This is a genomic window from Plantibacter sp. Leaf1 (assembly GCF_001421315.1).
GTDB lineage: Bacteria > Actinomycetota > Actinomycetes > Actinomycetales > Microbacteriaceae > Plantibacter.
Window position 1 is genome coordinate 1,197,174 of the sequence record NZ_LMJX01000002.1, and the last position, 17,554, is coordinate 1,214,727.

Annotated in this window: 19 protein-coding genes; 1 reads left to right on the forward strand and 18 read right to left on the reverse strand. The window is 69.6% G+C overall.

Annotation, left to right across the window (positions count from 1 at the left end; all coding sequences use genetic code 11):
- Positions 1-23: 23 nt before the first annotated feature.
- From ASE44_RS07840 to groES, 3 genes are all read right to left on the reverse strand, one after another.
- Entirely contained in the window at positions 24-1,304 is a 1,281-nt protein-coding gene (locus ASE44_RS07840) for an ABC transporter substrate-binding protein (protein WP_056778717.1), read from the reverse strand.
- A gap of 187 nt (positions 1,305-1,491) precedes the next feature.
- Positions 1,492-2,397: an EamA family transporter RarD gene (gene rarD, locus ASE44_RS07845; protein ID WP_056011455.1), complete on the reverse strand. Its 906-nt coding sequence runs from the start codon at positions 2,395-2,397 to the stop codon at positions 1,492-1,494.
- Between the two features lie 227 nt (positions 2,398-2,624).
- Positions 2,625-2,921 carry a co-chaperone GroES gene (groES, locus tag ASE44_RS07850; RefSeq protein ID WP_056008047.1) on the reverse strand — a complete coding sequence of 99 codons (297 nt, stop codon included), beginning with the start codon at positions 2,919-2,921 and terminating at the stop codon, positions 2,625-2,627.
- 158 nt (positions 2,922-3,079) lie between these two features.
- Here groES and ASE44_RS07855 point away from each other — a divergent pair, with 158 nt between their 5' ends.
- Complete coding sequence (locus tag ASE44_RS07855) at positions 3,080-4,273, forward strand: class I SAM-dependent methyltransferase (protein WP_056008049.1); 1,194 nt, start codon at positions 3,080-3,082, stop codon at positions 4,271-4,273.
- 63 nt (positions 4,274-4,336) lie between these two features.
- On the opposite strand, the gene ASE44_RS07860 is transcribed toward ASE44_RS07855, so the two are convergent.
- From ASE44_RS07860 to rplQ, 15 genes are all read right to left on the reverse strand, one after another.
- Positions 4,337-5,038: a DUF4190 domain-containing protein gene (locus ASE44_RS07860; RefSeq protein ID WP_056008052.1), complete on the reverse strand. Its 702-nt coding sequence runs from the start codon at positions 5,036-5,038 to the stop codon at positions 4,337-4,339.
- 113 nt (positions 5,039-5,151) lie between these two features.
- Positions 5,152-6,210 carry a tRNA (adenosine(37)-N6)-threonylcarbamoyltransferase complex transferase subunit TsaD gene (tsaD, locus tag ASE44_RS07865; RefSeq protein WP_056778721.1) on the reverse strand — a complete coding sequence of 353 codons (1,059 nt, stop codon included), beginning with the start codon at positions 6,208-6,210 and terminating at the stop codon, positions 5,152-5,154.
- Entirely contained in the window at positions 6,207-6,743 is a 537-nt protein-coding gene (gene rimI, locus ASE44_RS07870) for a ribosomal protein S18-alanine N-acetyltransferase (RefSeq protein ID WP_082455895.1), read from the reverse strand. The genes tsaD and rimI overlap by 4 nt, the downstream gene beginning before the upstream one ends.
- The gene (gene tsaB / locus ASE44_RS07875) at positions 6,740-7,369 is read right to left on the reverse strand and encodes a tRNA (adenosine(37)-N6)-threonylcarbamoyltransferase complex dimerization subunit type 1 TsaB (RefSeq protein WP_056778724.1); all 630 of its coding nucleotides are present in this window, start codon (positions 7,367-7,369) and stop codon (positions 6,740-6,742) included. The genes rimI and tsaB overlap by 4 nt, the downstream gene beginning before the upstream one ends.
- Before the next feature lie 10 nt (positions 7,370-7,379).
- On the reverse strand, positions 7,380-7,880 hold the full coding sequence (tsaE, locus tag ASE44_RS07880) for a tRNA (adenosine(37)-N6)-threonylcarbamoyltransferase complex ATPase subunit type 1 TsaE (RefSeq protein ID WP_056008061.1): 501 nt from the start codon (positions 7,878-7,880) through the stop codon (positions 7,380-7,382).
- On the reverse strand, positions 7,877-9,031 hold the full coding sequence (gene alr / locus ASE44_RS07885; protein WP_056778726.1) for an alanine racemase: 1,155 nt from the start codon (positions 9,029-9,031) through the stop codon (positions 7,877-7,879). The genes tsaE and alr overlap by 4 nt, the downstream gene beginning before the upstream one ends.
- Positions 9,031-9,387, reverse strand: coding sequence for a holo-ACP synthase (locus tag ASE44_RS07890; RefSeq protein ID WP_056008067.1), 357 nt, complete (start codon positions 9,385-9,387; stop codon positions 9,031-9,033). The genes alr and ASE44_RS07890 overlap by 1 nt, the downstream gene beginning before the upstream one ends.
- A 75-nt stretch (positions 9,388-9,462) precedes the next feature.
- Positions 9,463-11,310, reverse strand: a complete 1,848-nt coding sequence (glmS, locus tag ASE44_RS07895; RefSeq protein WP_056011458.1) for a glutamine--fructose-6-phosphate transaminase (isomerizing) — start codon at positions 11,308-11,310, stop codon at positions 9,463-9,465.
- Positions 11,311-11,391: 81 nt separating this feature from the next.
- Entirely contained in the window at positions 11,392-12,342 is a 951-nt protein-coding gene (gene coaA, locus ASE44_RS07900) for a type I pantothenate kinase (RefSeq protein ID WP_056778729.1), read from the reverse strand.
- 47 nt (positions 12,343-12,389) lie between these two features.
- Positions 12,390-13,751, reverse strand: a complete 1,362-nt coding sequence (glmM, locus tag ASE44_RS07905) for a phosphoglucosamine mutase (protein WP_056778734.1) — start codon at positions 13,749-13,751, stop codon at positions 12,390-12,392.
- 25 nt (positions 13,752-13,776) lie between these two features.
- Entirely contained in the window at positions 13,777-14,262 is a 486-nt protein-coding gene (rpsI, locus tag ASE44_RS07910) for a 30S ribosomal protein S9 (protein WP_056008076.1), read from the reverse strand.
- A 28-nt stretch (positions 14,263-14,290) separates the two neighbouring features.
- Positions 14,291-14,737 (reverse strand): 50S ribosomal protein L13, encoded by a 447-nt coding sequence (gene rplM, locus ASE44_RS07915; protein ID WP_056008079.1) that lies wholly within the window; start codon positions 14,735-14,737, stop codon positions 14,291-14,293.
- 174 nt (positions 14,738-14,911) lie between these two features.
- A complete protein-coding gene (truA, locus tag ASE44_RS07920; protein ID WP_056778738.1) occupies positions 14,912-15,856 on the reverse strand; it encodes a tRNA pseudouridine(38-40) synthase TruA in 945 nt (314 codons plus the stop codon).
- Entirely contained in the window at positions 15,846-16,859 is a 1,014-nt protein-coding gene (locus ASE44_RS07925) for a GNAT family N-acetyltransferase (protein ID WP_056778740.1), read from the reverse strand. The genes truA and ASE44_RS07925 overlap by 11 nt, the downstream gene beginning before the upstream one ends.
- Positions 16,860-16,953: 94 nt before the next feature.
- Positions 16,954-17,511 carry a 50S ribosomal protein L17 gene (gene rplQ, locus ASE44_RS07930; RefSeq protein WP_056778745.1) on the reverse strand — a complete coding sequence of 186 codons (558 nt, stop codon included), beginning with the start codon at positions 17,509-17,511 and terminating at the stop codon, positions 16,954-16,956.
- Positions 17,512-17,554 lie beyond the last annotated feature (43 nt).

Below are 17,554 nucleotides of genomic sequence, written 5' to 3' on the forward strand. Positions count from 1 at the left end.
GGCCTCGTCAGTCGCTCAGGCGACTAGTTGGTGCGGGTGTACTTGTTGTCGTCACCGTACTGGTAGATACCGATGGTCGCCTCGGTCGGGTCACCGTTCTCGTCGAAGGTGATCGGACCGGAGTTTCCGTCGTAGTCGATCTTCTTGCCTTCAGCGATGGCCTTCGCACCCTCTTCGAAGGTGGACACCTTCTCGCCGTCGTCCTTACCACCGGACACGGACTGGAGCTCGCCGGCCATGTCGGCACCCTCGGTCGAGCCCGCCTGCAGCGCCGCGAGGGCGAGCAGGATGACCGCGTCGTAGGATTCGGCCGCGTAGCTGTAGTCCTTCAGCGGCTCGCCACCCTCGTCCTTCACGAACGCCTGGAGGCGGTCGGTGAAGTCACCGAGCTTGGCGGTGTCGAGACCGGGCAGCGTTCCCTTGGCGCCCGTGAGGGTGCCGGGAGCGAAGTCCGCGCTGTAGTCGGCGAGGTTGCCGTCGACGAAGTAGAGCTTGTCCGACGGGAACCCGGCGAGACCTGGGACGATCGTCTTGGTCTCCTCGAACGCGATGATCGCGATCGCGTCGGGGTTCTCCGCCTTGACCGCGCTGATCTGCGCGTCGAAGGAGGTGTCGCCCGTGTTGTACGACTGCTCGGCGACCACTTCACCGCCGGCGCTCTCGAACGCCTCCTTGGTGAACTTCGCCAGGCCGGTGCCGTACGAGTCGTTCAGGTAGATGATGCCGAGGGTGGCGTTGCCGTCCTCCGCGATCAGGTTCCCGAGGACCTCGCCCTGCAGCACGTCGGACGGCGCCGTCCGCCAGTAGAGACCGTTGTCGTCCCACGTCGTGAAGTCGGCGGAGGTGTTCGCCGGGGAGAACTGGATGACGCCTGCGCCGGTGACTTCGTCGATGAAGAGCTTCGACACACCCGACGACGCCGCACCGATGATGGCGGTGACGCCCTCGGAGAGCAGACGGGGGACCTCGGTCGCGTACGCCTTGTTGTCGGAGTCACCCGAGTCGCCGAGCGTCAGGTCGATCTTGATGCCCAGGTTGGCGTCGTTGACCTCCTTGACCGCGAGACCGACACCGGCTTCCTCGGGCGGGCCGAGGAACGCCAGGTTGCCCGTCTGGGGCAACGCGGTGCCGAGCTTCAGGGTGAGGTCGCCAGCAGGCTTGCTGCTGCCGCTGCCACTGTCGTCACTGCCACCTGAGGCGCATCCGCTCAGGACCAGCGCGCTGGCTCCGATCAGTGCGATGCCACCGAGAACGATGGCACGAGGGCGGGAGCGAGCGGCCGTGGCCTTCGAAAAGACGCTCATGGTACTCCTTGCTTGTCAGAAGAGTGGCAGCTCCAGGGGCTGCCGTTGTGTCAAGTTATCCGCTGAGAGTGCGCTGGACAATGTCGTTGACGTTACAAGCGTGTAACACGACCAAATCGTTACCTCAGAGGTACCGGTTTCGCGTCTTTCCTGCAGTGGTCGCGCGATCAGCGCCGGAATCCGCTGTTCAGACCCTCGCGGCGCGGCGTCGATCGGCGGCCGCGGATCGTCGGCTGCGCGCGGACGCCACGAGCATGTCGACCGTGAGGATGGCGAGTGCCAACCAGACGAGTCCGAAGCCCAGCCACCGCTCCGGCGGCATCGCCTCGTGGAGGACCGCCACGCCGACGACGAACTGGATGATCGGCGCGAAGTACTGGATGAACCCCATCCAGGTGAGCGGCAACCGCCGAGCCGCCGCGGCGAACAGCAGGAGCGGGACGGCGGTGATGACACCGGCACCGACCAGCAGGAGCGTGTGCCCCACTCCGGCGGTGCCGATCGTGAGCCCGCCGGAGACACCGACGGCGATGAGCTGCGCGATCGCGACAGGCGTCAGCCAAGCCGTCTCGAGCGTCAGACCCGACACCGCGTCGACCACACCACCGACCTGCTTCTTGATGTAGCCGTACAGGCCGAAGGAGAAGGCGAGGATGAGGGCGATCCACGGGACGCTGCCGTGCCCGATCGCGAGGACGAGCACCGCGATCACGCTGACGACCACTGCGGCCCACTGCGCGGGACGAAGCCGCTCGCGGAGGAAGAAGACGCCGAGGAAGACGGTGACGATCGGGTTGATGAAGTACCCGAGCGAGGCCTCGACCACCTGCCCGTTGAGGGCTCCGTAGACGTAGGTCTGCCAGTTGACGTAGATGAGCGCGCCGGCCAACCCCATCGTGAGCACGATGCGCCGCTGCCGCAGGATCCCGAGCAGGCGACGCCAGGAGCGCGTCACGAGGATGAGCACGGCGCAGAACACGAGGGAGAACACGATCCGCCAGGCGACCACCTCGAAGGCTCCGGCCGGCGCGAGCGCGATGAAGTAGAGCGGCAGTGCTCCCCAGAGGCAGTACGCGGCGACGGCCGAGATCAGGCCCGACCGGCTCCCCTGCTGTGGGACCTCGACCCCTGAACGCCCGCGCGCCGCTCCGGCGGCGAGCTCGACATCGACTTCGACTTCCGCTGGATCGCTCGGGTTCTGCACTGGTCCAGGCTAGACCCGCGGCGGGCTGGCCGACCTCGTGAAACGGACACAGCCCGAACGGCTGATGCCATTCGGGCTGTGGAGCGGCCTGAGCCGCTCGGTTCGTTCGTCGGTGTCTAGCGGACGACGACGGCGAGGACGTCGCGCGCGGACAGGACCAGGTAGTCCTCACCGGCGTACTTGACCTCGGTGCCGCCGTACTTGGAGTAGATCACCTTGTCGCCGACGGCGACGTCGAGGGGGACGCGGTTGCCGTTGTCGTCGATGCGACCGGGTCCGACCGCCACGACCTCGCCCTCCTGGGGCTTCTCCTTGGCGGTGTCGGGGATGACCAGACCGGAAGCGGTGGTCTGCTCTGCCTCGACCTGCTTGATGACGATGCGATCCTCGAGCGGCTTGATGGAGACCGACACGGTTGACCTCTTTCTTGAAACGAAGACGTTGTTAGCACTCACACTGCGAGAGTGCTGATTCCAGTCTAGGCATCTTCTGGCACTCACGCAATGCGAGTGCCAATCACCGGCTGCTAGCGTTGCCGGATGCACCCAGCTCCGCGAGAAGTCCGCTGACCATGGAACGATCGGAACTCGTGGAGCTCCTGACGGCCGAGGGGCTCAGACTCCTCGACTCGCTCCCGCCCTACCCGTCCAAGGACGAGGCCGTCCGACTCGTCGGTCGGCTCCGGAACGAGGGTCACTCCCCCGCGCTCGTCGCGGCCGTGCTCACGCAGTCGCGCCTCCGGCAGAAGGCGGTCGGCAAGTTCGGCCCCTTCGCCGACCGCATGCTGTTCACGGAGGCAGGCCTCGAACAGGCCACCCGCCTGCCCGTCGCCGCTCTGCACGCCGGGCGCTTCGCCCGGGCCGGCCTGACGCGCATCGCCGATCTCGGGAGCGGCATCGGCGCCGATTCGATGGCGATGGCCTCCCTCGACCTGGAGGTGACGGCGGTCGACATCGACGAGGTCACCGCCGCCATCGCGAGCTACAACCTGGCACCGTTCCCCTCGGCGACCGTCCGGAACGAAGCGGCCGAGGACGTCGCCCTCGAGGGGTTCGACGCCGTCTGGTTCGACCCGGCCCGGCGGACGGCAGGACACGCCGACACGGCGAGGCTCGCCAGCGCCGCCGACTACACCCCCTCCCTCGACACCGTCTTCGCCACGGCGGGCAGCCTCCCGGTCGGCGTCAAACTCGGGCCCGGCTTCGACCGCTCCCTCATCCCGGACGAAGCCGAGGCGCAGTGGGTCTCGGTCGACGGCCAACTCGTCGAGATGACCCTCTGGTTCGGCCCGCTCGCCCGACCGGGTGTCCGGCGTGCCGCGCTCCTGCTCGCTGACGGCGTCCACCACGAGCTCACGGCGGACGGCGACGCGGACGACGCCCCGGTCCGCGACCTCGGTGAGTACGTGCACGAACCCGACGGCTCCGTCATCCGCGCCCGTCTCATCGGCGACCTCGCCGTCCGCTTGGAGGCGGGCATGCTCGGTCAGGGCATCGCGTACCTCACCTCCGACAGCGCGACGACCTCGCCGTTCGCGTCGACGTTCCGTGTGCTCGAACGGCTCCCCATGGATGAGAAGACCCTCAAGCGGACGATGCGCGAGCGCGGGATCGGCGTCCTCGAGATCAAGAAGCGCGGCGTGGACATCGACCCGGCGACGTTCCGCAAACGGCTCGCGTTGCGCGGCGACCACTCGGCCACGATCATCCTCACGAGGATCGCGGGGAAGCACAGCGCCCTGCTGGTGGAGCGCGTCGCTCACTGACGTGCCGCCCCGTGCCTCGTGGGAGCGCTCGGTCACCGAGGCGACGCGCGTCCGCCGCGCCGACTAGGTCGAGACGTATCCGATGATGACGACGACGCTGTAGGCCAGCCAGCCGATCGAACAGGCGAGGCCGACGAAGCCGGTCACGAGCCCGGTCAGCGCGCGACCGCGAGCCCCCGGTTCGCGGCGGCGTGCTCCGAACCCGAGGACGATCGCGACGATCGACAGCGGGAAGCCCCAACCGACGAAGACCGACACGACGAGCCCGACGATCCCGCTGATGAGCGACCAGGTGCTGCGGGTCGTGGACGTGGTGGCGTCCGATGCGCCCGCCGATGCGGGCGGCTGCTGGTACGCGGCATATCCACCCTGGCTCGGAGCCTGGTACACGGCCGTCGGCACGGTCTGGAGGTACGTCGACTGCTCGCCCTGCCAAGCGGACGGAGCCGACTGCTGAGCCGGTCGGCCCGATGGAGCGGCGGGTGCGCCGGCGCGCCAGTCGGTGGCCGGCGGCGCGCCGTACCCCTGCTGGTCGGTCTGAGGCCACTGCTGCTGCGGTGAGGCCTGGTGGTAGGGCGGCTGCGGCTGCGAGGGCTGTTGTGCGGGCTGCTGGTAGGGCTGCTGCTGCTGAGCCGGCGGGTACTGATACCCCTGCGCCGGCTGACCGCCGTGCTCCGGCAGACCGGACTGCTGCTGCGGCTGCTGCGGTCCCGGCCCGCCGTCCTGGTGCGCGGGCCGTCCCTCGGGGTGCTGTTGCTCGTCCATCGCCGCTCCTTCGCTCCGTGACCGGGTACCGGCCCCATCCTATGCGTCGCGAGGTGGACGGGCTCGTCGAGGACGGCCGCGGCGACAGGGCCCCGCTCGAGCCTCGAGGACGTCTATTGGACCTGGATCTCCGTGACCGGCAGGGTCGAGTCGGCGCCGAAGTCGAGCGAGGAGGGCTCGCGTCCGGCGGAGATGAGCTGCGACGCGAGCGCCGCGATCATCGCCCCGTTGTCGGTGCACAACTGGAGCGGCGGGATGCGGAGTTCGATGCCCGCTGCCGCCGTGCGTTCGGCGGCGACCTCGCGGAGGCGGGCGTTCGCGATCACGCCACCGCCGAGCAGGAGGCGTGGCACACCGAGCTCGGTGCACGCCTTGACCGCCTTCGAGACGAGCACGTCGACGACGGCCTCGCGGAAGCTCGCCGCGACGTCGGCGACCGGCACCGGCTCTCCGGCGTCCTGCTTGGCCTCGACCCATCTGGCGACCGCGGTCTTCAGCCCGGAGAAGGAGAAGTCGTAGCGGTGACGCTCCATGTCCTTCGGCAGGCTGAGCCCTCGGGGGAAGCGGATCGCCTTCGGGTCGCCGCCGACCGCCGCCCGGTCGATCTGGGGGCCGCCCGGGTAGGGCAGACCGAGGATGCGCGCGACCTTGTCGAACGCTTCGCCCGCCGCGTCGTCGATGGTCTCGCCGAGGAGTTCGACGTCCGAGACGAGGTCCCGGACGAGGAGGAGCGAGGTGTGTCCACCCGACACGAGCAGCGCGATGGTCGGGTATTCGATCAGGCCGTCCTCGGAATCGAGCACGTCGGCGCCGACATGTCCGACGAGATGGTTGACCGCATACAGCGGCTTGCCGAGGGAGACGGCGAGCGCCTTCGCCGCTCCGACACCGACCATCAGTGCGCCGGACAGCCCCGGACCGCTCGTCACGGCGACGGCGTCGAGATCCGCCAGCGTGACGCCGGCTTCGGCGAGCGCCGTCATGAGGGTGGGCTGGAGCGCCTCGAGGTGTGCTCGCGCAGCCACCTCGGGGACGACTCCGCCGTATCTGGCGTGCTCGTCCATGCTGGAGGCGATGGTGTTGGCGAGGAGGCGGTGTCCGCGGACGATACCGATACCGGTCTCGTCGCAACTCGTCTCGATGCCGAGGACGAGCGGTTCGTCGCGGTTCATGCGATGCTCCCGGGGTGGTGGTCGGCCTGCTCGAGCGGAGGCTGCCCGTGCGTGGGCATCGGTGGCCGCGCCTGGACGGTGAGGCGCATGACGATGGCGTCGACGTCGTCCGGTTGGTAGTAGCCGGGTCGCACCCCGAGCTCCTCGAAGCCGAGGCTCCGGTACAGCGCGATCGCGACGGGGTTGTCGGCCCTGACCTCCAGGAACACCTGCGACACGTCCTGCTGTCTCGCCTGCTCGATGAGCGCCTGCATGAGCAGACGCCCGAGCCCACCGCCTCTGGCGTGGCCGGCGACGGCGATGGTCTGGATGTCGGCGTCGTCGGAGCGCGAGGGTGCGAAGAGCCCGGCGTAGCCGGCCAGTGGGGCGTCCTCGGCGTCGACCTCGGTCGCGACGAGGTAGTGGCCGTGCGGCGAGGCGAGTTCGGCGCGCATCATCTCCGTCGACCACGCGTCGTTGAGGAACACGGTGCTCTCGAGCTCCATGATCGCGTCGAGGTCCGCGACGCCGGCCCGGCGCAGGAACCAGGTCATGCCGTCACCCGCTTGGCACCGGTGGACATCGTGACGTCGGGCGAGCGCAGGTAGAGGGGCTCCTCCCCCGCGAACGCTCCGTCGGAGGCGAGGAGCAGTGCCGCGATCCGGCCCAGGGCACCGGCAGGGACGACGACCGCGTCGAAACGGACGGCCTCCGTGCTCGGCAGATCCTCCGGTTTCGCGAGGGCGGGACCCTGGGCTCGGACGGGGAGACCGTTCGCGTCGAGCCCCGCGTAGGCCGTCCAGTAGCGCTCGCGCCGCCGGGCGTCGGTGACGACCAGGAGCCCGGCGTCCGGCGCGGCCCGGCCGGTGCCGTACGCGTCGAGCGCGATGCCGTCGTGGCTCACGACGGGGTGGACCGGGAGGCCGGCACCGACACCGAAGCTGCGTGCGGCCGCGATCCCGATCCGGAGTCCGGTGAAGGGCCCGGGGCCCATGCCGGCGACGACCCCGGTGAGGTCGGCGACGGCGACCCCCGCCTCGTCGAGCGAGCCGGCGATGAGCGTGCCGATCACCTCGGCGTGGCGCATCGGGTCGTCGGACGACCGTTCGGCGAGGATCACGCCGTCCAGGGAGACGACGGCGACGCTCGAGCCCGCGGATGTATCGATCGCCAACAGCACGTCGTCCAGCCTACCCGGGGTCGGTGGCGGGGTGCCGCGAGAGGGTGAGCGTCCGCCGCTCGATCGGTTCCTCACCGGCGTCGCTCGTGGTCGGCGCATCGCCGGCACCCGTCGGCCGCTCGATCACGAGCTCGAACCATTCGGGCACGACGCCGTCGAGGAGTCCGGCGCCCCACTCGACCACGACGACGGATCGGGCGAAGTCGATGTCGAGGTCGTCGAGCTCGAGCGCCGAGCCGAGCCGGTACGCGTCCACGTGCACGAGGGGCGGACCGCCGATGAGACTCGGGTGGGTGCGCGCCAGGACGAAGGTCGGGCTGGTGACCGGACCACGCACCCCGAGCCCCTCCCCGATCCCGCGTGTGAGGGTCGTCTTGCCAGCCCCGAGCGGCCCCGTCAGCACGAGCAGCTGGCCGGCGCGCAGTCCGGCGCCGAGCCGGACGCCGTACGCGTGCATCTCCTCCGGCGTCGCCACGTCGACCGTGCCCGGGGTGAGGACCTGATCCGTCATGACCGCTCCCTCGGCGTCCGCACCACTCGTGGCCCGATCCGGGTGACGAGTTCGTAGTTGATCGTCCCGGCGGCCTCAGCCCACTCCTCGACGCGGGGCGCGCCGGTGGCCGGGTCGCCGAAGAGGACGGCGTCGTCACCCACCGCGACCGGATCGTCTCCCACGTCGACGACGAACTGGTCCATGGCGATCCGGCCGGAGACCCGGTAGCGGCGGCCGTTGATCACGACGGGGCCGGCGTTCGAAGCGCTGCGGGGCACCCCGTCGGCGTAGCCCAGCGGGACGAGGGCGAGCGTCGTCGAGGAGTCCGCCCGGTAGCTGTAGTCGTAGGACACGCCGGTACCCGGCTCGACCCGGCGCACGGCGGCGACGGACGCCCGGAGCGTCATGACGGGGCGGAGACCGAAGGCGCCCGCCGAGCGCGCGGTGTCCTCGGTGGGTTCGAAGGGCGACAGCCCGTAGGCGGCGATCCCGAGACGCACGGCGTCGTACCGGAGCGACGGTTCGCCGAGGGCGGCCGCGGAGGCGGCCAGATGGAGACTCCGTGGCGTGAGCCCTGCGGCGGTGGCGAGGGCGACACCGCGCTCGAACCGCACGGCGGCGGCGGCGTCGTCCGCACTCGAGGTGTTCGACACATGCGAGAACAGACCGTCGATCCGGACGACACCGGAGCGCTCGGCTGCCGCGGCGGCCTGGAACAGCTCCGGCCAGTCGGCCTCGGCCGCCCCGTTCCGGCTGAGGCCGGTCTCGAGCTTGAACTGGACGACGGGCACCCCGGATCCGTGTTCCTTGGCCGCGTCGATCACGCGGTCGAGCTGCGCCACCGACGACAGACCGAGCTCGATCCCGGCGTCGAGCGCTGCACCGAAATCGGCGTCCGGTCCGTGCAACCAGGCCAGGACGGGTGCGGTGACCCCTGCCGCGCGGAGCGCGACCCCCTCGCGGATGTCGGCGACGCCGAGCCGGTCGGCACCGGCCTCGACGGCCGCCCGGGCGATCGCCGCGGCTCCGTGCCCGTAGGCGTCCGCCTTGACGACGACGATGAGTTCGGAGACGCCGGTGATCTCGCGCAGACGACGGACGTTGTGCTGGAGCGCCTCGAGGTCGATGATCGCCTCGCGCGTCGGACGCGTGTCGGAACCGCTCGGCATCAGCCCTCCCGCTCGGCGACGACGAAGGCGACGGCCACCCCGGCGTCGTGGGTCATGCTGAGGTGCAGGTTGGTGATGCCGCGCTCGGCGACGACCCCTGCCGTGACCCCGGACAGCTCGAAGTCGGGCTTCCCCTCCGGACCGTTCACGATCGCCATCTCCTGCCAACGGATCCCGTCGGAGGAGCCCAGCGCCTTGATGAGCGCCTCCTTCGCGGCGAAGCGGCCCGCGAGCGATCGCAACGGCAACTCCCGCTCGGCGGGCACGAAGAGTCGGGCGAGGAGGTTCGGGGTCCGGGTCACGGCCCGCTCGAACCTCGCGAGGTCCACGAGGTCCACCCCGATACCGATGATCATCCTTCTACTCTACGGCTGACGCATCATGCGGAGCGGACCGGCCGACGGGCCACCTCGGACCCCGCGGACCGACGTCTACTCGACGGTGACGGACTTCGCCAGGTTGCGGGGCTGGTCGACGTCCAGACCCTTCGCCGTCGCGAGCTCCATCGCGAAGATGTGGAGCGGGATGACCGCGAGGAGCGGCTCGAAGAGCGGACCGGCGAGCGGGATCGGGATGACCTCGTCCGCCGAGGGCAGGACCGCTGCGTCACCCTGTTCGGCGATCGCGATCACTCGGGCACCGCGCGCGCGGATCTCCTCGATGGTCGAGACGACCTTCGGGTGCAGGATCGCGGAACCCCGCGGGCTCGGCACGACCACGAAGACGGGCTGGCCCGGCTCGATGAGGGCGATCGGTCCGTGCTTGAGCTCGCCACCGGCGAACCCTTCGGCATGGATGTAGGCGAGTTCCTTGAGCTTCAACGCACCCTCGAGGGCGATCGGGTATCCGACGTGCCGGCCGAGGAAGAGCACCGCTCGGGAATCGGCCATCCAGTGCGCGAGCTGAGCGATCTTCTCGGATGCGCCGAGGATGCTGGCGATCTTGTCCGGGACGGCCTGCAGCTCCTCGACCTGCGCCGCCAGGAACTCCGGCGTCTGCGTGCCGCGGACGCGGGACAGGTGCAGGCCGAACAGGTAGAGCGCCGTGATCTGCGCGGTGAACGCCTTCGTCGACGCGACCGCGACCTCCGGCCCGGCGTGCGTGTACACGACGGCGTCGGACTCGCGGGCGATCGTCGCGCCCTGGGTGTTGCAGATCGACAGGGTCTTCGCGCCGGACTCGCTCGCGAAACGGACCGCCATGAGCGTGTCCATCGTCTCGCCCGACTGGCTCACCGAGATGACGAGGGTGCGGGCGTCGATCACCGGGTCGCGGTAGCGGAACTCGTGGCTGAGCTCCACCGTGACCGGGATGCCCGCCCACCGCTCGATCGCGTAGCTGCCGACGGTTCCGGCGTACGCGGCCGTGCCACAGGCGATGATCACGATGCGGTTGATGTCGAGGAAGAGCTCGTCGAGGCCGGCGAGTTCCGGGATGACGACCTGTCCGCCCTCGACCCGTCCGCGGATCGTGTTGGCGACGGCGTCGGGCTCCTCGCTGATCTCCTTCGCCATGAAGCTCGACCAGCCCCCCTTGTCGGCCGCGGACGCGTCCCACTGGATCTCGAACGGCTCGGTCACGACGTGGTTGCCGGAGAAGTCGGTGACCGTGACGTCGTCCGGGGTGATGACGACCATCTGGTCCTGGCCGATCGCGACCGCGCGCTGCGTGTACTGCACGAAGGCGGCCACGTCGGATCCGAGGAAGTTCTCGCCGTCGCCGAGGCCGATGACGAGCGGCGAGTTCCGGCGCGCTCCGATCACGACGCCGGGCAGCTCCTGGTGCATCGCGAGCAGGGTGAAGGCCCCGTCGAGCCGGGCGACGACGCGGCGGAAGGCCTCGGTGAGGTCGCCCGTCGACCGGTACTCACGGCCGATGAGGACCGCGGCGATCTCCGTGTCGGTGTCGCTCTCGAAGGTGAACCCGTCGGCGAGGAGTTCGGCACGCAACTCGGCGAAGTTCTCGATGATGCCGTTGTGGATGAGCGCGAGGCGCCCCTCGTCGCCGAGGTGCGGGTGCGCGTTGCGGTCGGTCGGTCCGCCGTGCGTGGCCCAGCGGGTGTGGCCGATGCCGGTCGTCCCGGGGGCGATCGGGTTCGCGGCGAGGTCCTCGGTGAGGACGGCGAGCTTCCCGGCACGCTTGCGCGTGTTCATCGAACCCGTCGCGTCGAGGACGGCGATCCCGGCGGAGTCGTACCCCCGGTACTCGAGCCGCTTCAATCCGCCCATCAGGACGTCGACCGTCTTGTCGTTCCCGACGTACCCCACGATTCCACACATGTAGAGCAGCATAATCGCGCGATTTTGCGAGGATGCTGCACCAACTCGCGCAGCTCGACGGTCAGGTGCCGGACGGGGCGCTCAGAGCTTGCGGAGCAGCACCGAGGACACGGTGTGGTCCGAGTCCTTCCGCAGGACGAGCTTCGCCCGGGAGCGGGTCGGGCGGATGTTGTCGACGAGGTTCGGCTCGTTGATCGACCGCCAGAATCCGCGCGCCTGATCGGCGGCCTCCTCATCGGAGAGCTCGGCGAAGACGTTGAAGAAGGAGTTCGGGTTGGAGAACGCGCCGCGCTTCAACGCCATGAACCGGTCGACGTACCAGGACTCGATGTCGCGCGTCCTGGCGTCGACGTAGATGCTGAAGTCGAAGAGGTCGCTGATCGCGAGGCCACTCGCGGTCGCGGCCGGTTGCAGGACGTTCAGCCCCTCGACGATCAGGACGTCGGGACGCCGCACGACCACCTGCGCCGTGGGGATGATGTCGTAACGGAGATGCGAGTAGAACGGCGCGCGCACCTCGGCGGCCCCACTCTTCACGGCCGTGATGAACCGCAGGAGGGCCCGGCGGTCGTAGGACTCCGGGAAGCCCTTGCGATCCATGATGCCGCGTCGCTGCAGCTCCTCGTTCGGGTACAGGAACCCGTCGGTCGTCACGAGTTCGACGTGCGGGGTGTCCGGCCAGCGCGAGAGCAGCTCCCGCAGCAGTCGGGCGATCGTCGACTTGCCGACGGCCACCGAGCCCGCGACCCCGATCACGAAGGGGGTGCGGAGCGCCTGATCACCGAGGAACCGACTCGTCGCCCGACCGAGGTCCTGCGTCCCCTTCGCGTACAGGCTGAGCAGCCGGCTGAGCGGTACGTAGACCTCCTCGACCTCCCGCATGTCGAGGCGGTCGCCGAGGCCGCGGATCTGCACGACCTCGGTCTCGCTGAGCGGTGTGGACGTCTCCGGAGCGAGTCGCGCCCACTCGGCGCGGTCGATCTCCACGTAGGGCGTCGGCTGCCCGGAGCCCCCACTCGTCGTCGAAGTCATGCGATCACTCTTCCACAGCTGGACCCACCGGCCCGCCGCCGGACGACTCAGATGGCGAGTCGTTCGCGGACGACGTCGGCGAGACGATGGGCCAGACGGTCCGCCGTCGGCTGGTCGGCCGCCTCGACCATGACCCGGACGAGCGGTTCCGTGCCCGACGGACGCAGGAGCACCCGGCCCTCGTCGCCGAGCTCGGCCTCCGCGTCGCGCACCGCCGCATCGACGACCTCGTCTCCGACGAGTCGGTTGCGGTCGACGCCCGTGACGTTGACGAGGATCTGCGGGTACACCTGCATGACCTCGGCGAGTTGGGCGAGCGTCTTGCCGGTGCGAGCCATCTCGGCCACGATGTGCAGGCCCGTGAGGATGCCGTCGCCGGTCGTCGCGTAGTCGGCCATGATGACGTGGCCCGACTGCTCACCGCCCAGCGAGTAGGCGTGCTCGTTCATCGCCTCGAGGACGTAGCGGTCGCCGACACCGGTCTGCACGACCGTGATGCCGTGCTCCCGCATGGCCACGTGCAATCCGAGGTTGCTCATGACGGTCGCGACGAGCGTGTCGTCCTTGAGCTTGCCCCGCTCCTGCATGGAGACCGCGAGGATCGCCATGATCTGGTCGCCGTCGACGATCTTGCCGTCGGCGTCGACCGCCAGGCACCGGTCCGCGTCGCCGTCGTGCGCGATCCCCAGATCGGCGCCGTGCTCGAGGACCGCCTGCGACAGGAGGTCGAGGTGCGTCGAGCCGACCCCGTCGTTGATGTTCATGCCGTCAGGGTCGTTGCCGATGATCGTGACCCGCGCGCCGGCGTCACGGAAGGTCTCCGGTGACACGCCGGCGGCAGCGCCGTGCGCGCAGTCCAGGACGACGTGGATGCCGTCCAGGCGGTTGGGGAGGCTGCCGAGCAAATGGACGACGTAGCGGTCCTCGGCGTCGGCGAACCGGACGATGCGACCGACGTCGGCACCGGTCGGGCTGAGCTTGGGGCGGTCGAGGTACTCCTCGATCCGGCGCTCCACCGCGTCGGGGAGCTTGGTGCCACCACGGGCGAAGATCTTGATGCCGTTGTCGGGCGCGGGGTTGTGCGAGGCGGAGATCATCACGCCGAAGTCGGCGTCGATGTCGGCGATGAGGAACGCCGTCGCGGGCGTGGGCAGGACGCCTGCCTCGAGCACGTCGACGCCCGAGGACGCCAGGCCCGCCGCGACCGCGGCGGACAGGAACTCGCCGGAGATGCGGGGGTCGCGTGCGAGCACGGCGACCGGGCGCTTCCCGGCGGCACGGCGGGCCTCAGCACTACGGCCTTGCCCAAGCACCACTGCGGTGGCTTGGGCAAGGCCGAGAGCGAGGTCTGCCGTCAGGTCGGCGTTCGCGAGACCGCGAACACCGTCGGTACCAAACAGCTGAGGCATTGAGCTTCGCTTGTCCTGAGCGCGATTAGCGCTTCGAGAACTGCGGAGCCTTACGGGCCTTCTTGAGTCCGGCCTTCTTGCGCTCCTTGACGCGAGCGTCGCGGGAGAGGAAGCCGGCCTTCTTCAGCGTGGCGCGGTTGTTCTCCTCGTCGATCTGGTTGAGCGAGCGCGCGATGCCGAGACGCAGCGCACCGGCCTGGCCCGAGGGGCCACCACCGGAGATGCGTGCGATGACGTCGTAGCCGCCGACCAGGTCGAGGACGGTGAACGGGTCGTTGATGAGCTGCTGGTGCAGCTTGTTCGGGAAGTAGTCCTCGAGCGTGCGGCCGTTGACCGTGATGGTGCCGCTGCCGGGGACGAGGCGCACGCGGGCGATGGCCTGCTTGCGGCGACCGACGGCTGCGCCGGGGACGCTCAGCACGGCGCGAGGCGCGGTGACAGCTGCTTCAGGAGCCGACTCGGTGGAGTAGCTCTGCGGGGTCTCTTCGATGGAATCTGCGATGTTCGCCACTGTAAAATCCTTTTTTCTTGTCCGGTGCTTACTGGGCGACCTGGTCGAGCGTGAACGGCTTGGGCTGCTGAGCGGCGTGAGGGTGCTCGCTGCCGGTGTAGACCTTGAGCTTCTTCAGCTGGTCGCGGCCGAGGGAGTTCTTCGGCAGCATGCCGCGGATCGCCTTCTCGACGGCGCGGATCGGGTTCTTCTCGAGGAGCTCGGCGTAGGTGACGGCCGAGAGCCCGCCCGGGTAACCGGAGTGGCGGTAGGCCTTCTTCTGCAGGAGCTTGGCGCCGGTGAGGGCGACCTTGTCTGCGTTGACGATGATGACGAAGTCGCCACCGTCCATGTGCGGGGAGAAGGTCGCCTTGTGCTTGCCGCGCAGGAGCGCTGCGGCGTGGCTGGCCAGGCGGCCGAGGACCACGTCGGTGGCGTCGATGACGACCCAGTCGTGCGTGATCTCACTGGCCTTCGGGGAATACGTGCGCGTCACAATAGTGCTGCTTTCTGGTCGGAGTTGGTCGTTCGTGAATCCCGCTCCTGTTGGGAGTTCCGATCGGAACGCCCGAGGTGGAGGGCTCAACTTCGGGTACCGCACCGCAGAAGGCGCAGGCACCAACGGGAGAGTCTACGTGATCACCCCTCGTCGGTCAATTCACACCCGCGATCAGTCGGCGCCCGCCGCGACGTGTTCGTGGCTCCGCCGCTGCCGGGTCGTCGCCGCGCGGGACTGCAAGAGACCGGGCTCCGGATACCCGACCTCGACGAGGGTGAGTCCCCGCGCCGGCATGACCCGGAAGTCGATCTCCCGGTGCCCGCCGTCCCGGAGCCGGACGACCTCCTCGAGCGACAGACGCCCCTCCCCCACGGCGACGCAGGCACCGACGAGCGAACGGACCATGCTGTGGCAGAACGCGTCGGCGGTGAGTCGGGCGACGAGCACTCCCGTGTCGTCGCGTTCCCAGCTGAAGGCCTGCAGGGTCCGGATCGTCGTGGCCCGAGGTCGCGGTTTGCAGTACGCCTGGAAGTCGTGGAGTCCGACGAGGGACGCCGCCGCCCGCTGGAGCAGCTCGAGGTCGAGTGAGGAGGTCGTCCAGCTCGTGGTGCGGCGGACGATCGGATCCTTGCGCACGCCGGCGTCGGCGAGCCGGTACCGGTAATGACGCCAGACGGCGGAGAACCGCGCGTCGAAGCCCTCCGGAGCCGGCTCGGCCGCGTGGATGACCACGTCGCGATCCATCCCGAGGACGCCGTTCAGTCGCCGGGCCAGCAGGGTGCTCGCGCTCTCGAAACGCGGAGAGCCGTCGGGGAACTCCGCGTGGCGGCCCTGCAGGCGGGTGATTTTCGCCAACTGGGGCTCGGTCAGGTCGAGGTGCGCCACCTGGCCCGACGCGTGGACACCGGCGTCGGTGCGGCCGGCGACCACGAACCGCGGCACTGGTGGAACGGTCTTCCCGAGCACCCGGTAGAGGGCCTCCTCGAGGACTCCTTCGACCGTCCGGAGGCCGGGTTGCTTCGCCCACCCGGCGAAGTCCGTCCCGTCGTAGGCGATCGCGAGTTTGAACCGCTGCGCCGGAAGGACACCCTCCGCCTCGGACGCGTCACCGCTCACGGACGTACGCCAGATCACGCGTCGTCGCGACGAACCCCTGCCGTTCGTAGAGCCCGAGCGCTCCCGTCGGGCTGGCCGTGTCGACCTCGAGCGTCGCCCGCTCCAGACCGGCGGCCTGGATCCGTCGGAGTGCCGCGGCGAGGAGGGCCGGAGCCAGGCGCCGCCCGCGCCAGTCGCGGACGGTACCCACCAGGGCGATGTAGGCGCTCGTGAAGCCCTGAGCAGACCAGCTGTCCTCGTCGACCTCCGCCAGGGTGAACCCGACGACCCGTCCGTCGTCGGCGACCGCCACCACCGAGAGGTCGTCTCGGAAGTGTGCGCCGCCCACGAACTGCGCCCACATCGCCGGAACCGTCTCGAGGCTCCCCCAGTGGTCGCGGAAGGAGTCGTTCCGTGCGTCGCGCGTTCGATCGGCGAACTCGGGCCGGTACTCCTCGAGCGTGACGCCGGCGGGGACGTCGATCTCCTCGACCGGCCGGGAGAGGTCGCGCTCCATGATGGTGAAGTAGCGTGCCACGCCGAACCCGAACCGCTCCAACAACCGCGCCGCCGCGGTGTTGCGTTCGTCGACGTAGGCCCGCGAGGAGGCCGGAGCCCCCGTCTCCACCGAGGCCAGCTGCTGCTCGGACCGCTCGAGGGACCAGGCGAGCAGGACACGACCGATCCCGCGCTCGCGCCACGCCGGGTGCACGCCGCCGAACACGTAGGAGTACACGGAGACGTCCCTCGACGGCGACAGGATCACCATCGCGTAGGCGACGAGCGTCCCGTCCTCGGCGAACGCGAGCAGACTGTCGGTCGCCATGTCGATCCACTCGTGATCGAACTCGTCGGCGATCTCGTCACGGCTCGTCACCCGGTGGGGGTTGTCGAAGGGGTCCATGGCGCGGCACAGCGCGACGATGTCGTCGATGTCCGCGCGCTCCGCCGGACGCCACTGCGTGATCTCGGGGTGCTGCGGCCGTGCCGGGCGGCCGTCCGGAACGGCAGGAGTGGTACTCATGCCTCCAGCCTAGGACACCGTCGAAACGTGCCCGGGAACGACGGAACCCCGCCCTCCGTGCGGAGAGCGGGGTTCCGTTCGTGTGGTGCCGAACCTACTTGGCGTCCTTCGCGGGAGCCTCGTCGGTGGTCTCGCCGGCGTCGACCGACTCGCCGTCGGTCTCCGTGGCCTCGACTGCCTCAGCAGCCTCGACCTCGGCCTCGGCGGCAGCGGGCGTCTCCTCGGCAGGAGCCTCGTCGACCGGCGCTGCGGCGTGCTTCGCCGACTGCTTGGCCGGCTTCGCCTTCGGCGTGACGGGCTCGAGGACGAGCTCGATCACGGCCATCGGAGCGTTGTCGCCCTTGCGGTAGCCGGTCTTGATGATGCGCGTGTAGCCGCCCTGACGGTCGGCGACGAGCGGAGCGATCTCCGTGAAGAGCTCGTGGACGACGCTCTTGTCGGTGATGGTCGCGAGCACCCGACGGCGGGCGTGCAGGTCGCCACGCTTCGCGAAGGTGATCAGGCGCTCAGCGAGGGGACGAAGACGCTTCGCCTTGGTCTCGGTGGTCTGGATGCGCTTGTGGGTGAACAGCGCAGCAGCGAGGTTGGCGAGCAGCAGACGCTCGTGAGCGGGGCCGCCTCCGAGGCGGGGTCCCTTGGTGGGAGTAGGCATTCTTGTCTCTCTTCAGGTTGGAAAGTCGTCAGGTGGATCGCGA